The sequence below is a fragment of the Ulvibacter antarcticus genome, assembly GCF_003688405.1.
Taxonomy (GTDB): domain Bacteria; phylum Bacteroidota; class Bacteroidia; order Flavobacteriales; family Flavobacteriaceae; genus Ulvibacter; species Ulvibacter antarcticus.
Map to the genome: position 1 here is coordinate 1 of NZ_REFC01000009.1, position 1,822 is coordinate 1,822.

Annotated in this window: 2 protein-coding genes; both read left to right on the plus strand. The window is 33.1% G+C overall.

Annotated elements, in window-relative coordinates:
* Nucleotides 1-171 precede the first annotated feature (171 nt).
* On the plus strand, nt 172-456 hold the full coding sequence (locus tag BXY75_RS00275) for a hypothetical protein (protein WP_121905704.1): 285 nt from the start codon (nt 172-174) through the stop codon (nt 454-456).
* 286 nt (nt 457-742) lie between these two features.
* Nucleotides 743-1,519: a DUF6090 family protein gene (locus BXY75_RS00280; RefSeq protein WP_121905705.1), complete on the plus strand. Its 777-nt coding sequence runs from the start codon at nt 743-745 to the stop codon at nt 1,517-1,519.
* Nucleotides 1,520-1,822 lie beyond the last annotated feature (303 nt).

The window sequence follows — 1,822 nt, forward strand, 5'->3', positions numbered from 1 at the left end:
TCCGAATAATTGGAACTAAACGAGGAACAGAAAAACTGTCGCTGCTTCAAGCCGCACGCTGCGCCAAGCGCCACGATTATTATACAAACCCGTTAACTACAATTTTGACATAAAACAAACTTTTGATATTGGATTTAATTCAGAGAAATTGAAAGAAGCAACGTAAAAATTATGAAGAGAAATTGTCCAAAGTGTTCTGATAAAGAATTTGAAGTTCCTGATTTCACTCTTGAGGAGAAAAAAATATTATCTGAATTAAAAGCAAATTACAAGCTCGGACAATTAATGGATAAATTAGAATCCTTATATAATATAGAAAGTATTGAAGCAAAATTCTCTTTAATGCATATCAATAAGGAATATGGAAAATGTAATAGATGTAATGTTGACAATCTCGAAGGAGAATATATTGTTTGTCCAAAATGTAAGTCATTGAATTTTAATTGGAAAGTATAAAAACTGTAGTTAACATCGTATAATAATCATGGCTTTTGGGCTGCAAAGTACTGTGTTTACTGCAAATAATTGACTATATTGGTTTCTGATAAATCGAGGAAGCTTGCCTTTCTGAGTCTCACGCAGCTCCGAATAATTGGAACTAAAAAGAGAATTGGAGAACTGTCGCTGCTTCAAGCCGCACGCTGCGCCAAGCGCCACGATTATTATACAAACCCGTTAGCCTTCATTATTCGAGTTCTCGTATTCTACTTTATTAGTTTACCTTTAGAGAAACTAACCCCTAATGATAAAATTCTTTCGGAAAATTCGCCAAAAAATGCTGACAGAAAACAAGTTCAGTAAATATTTCCTTTATGCTATTGGTGAAATTATTCTTGTTGTTATTGGAATTTTAGTTGCTCTTCAAATCAATAATTGGAATCAAAACCAATCTGATCGCAAAAATGAAGTTACCATATTAGAAGAACTTAAAAAAGAATTTGAAGAGAACTCAATTAGGTATGAAGAAACGATAAAAGCACAAACATTTGCTCTCAACTCTAACCAATCATTTCTGCTATGCTTAGAAAAGAAAAACTTAAATTATAAAAGAGACTCTATAGCTGGTTTTATTCTTTATGGTCCACTTAATTATTTTCGAGCGGAACCAGTTATAGGAGCCTATCAATCTATTAACGCGAGTGGAAATATAAGTCTCATTCAAAATTCAGTATTAAAATCTAAGTTAGCTGCTTTTTCCTCTGAAATATCTCAGGGTTTCGAAGATGAAGAAAGTTCTATGGACCTTTTGAATCTACTAAATGCTGAATTTAGTTCTATACTCGAACCATTGATGCCTACAGAAATCAGAGAGCAATTAGGATTAAAACAATCTCAAAATATGGATATAGAATATCAAAATAATGCGCTTTCAAAATTGTATGAAAATCAAAATATTATGAGCCTTACTTTAATGAGAGGACGAACGGAATATAATAGATTATACCTTCAGAAGAAGATGCTGACTTACACAGATGAAATAATAGATTTAATAAATAATGAGTTGAATACTGAAAAATAACGAAAGCACAACAACGAATATGCAATCATGGCTTAGTGGGAAATTGAATAATATTTCCTAGTTTTAATCAAAATATGATTCGTCGGAATAATCCAAACACGCTTGCCCTTCTGAGTCTCACGCAGCTTCGGAGAATCGAGCTGAAACGAGCTATTGATGGTTGAGCTGCTTCAAGCCGCACGCTTCGCCAGGCGCCACGATTCATATTCAAACCCGTTACAGCACATATTACTAAAAATTTCGAATTATGAAAATATCATATTTATTACTCCCGATTTTCTTGATAATGTTAGGTTGTTCTTC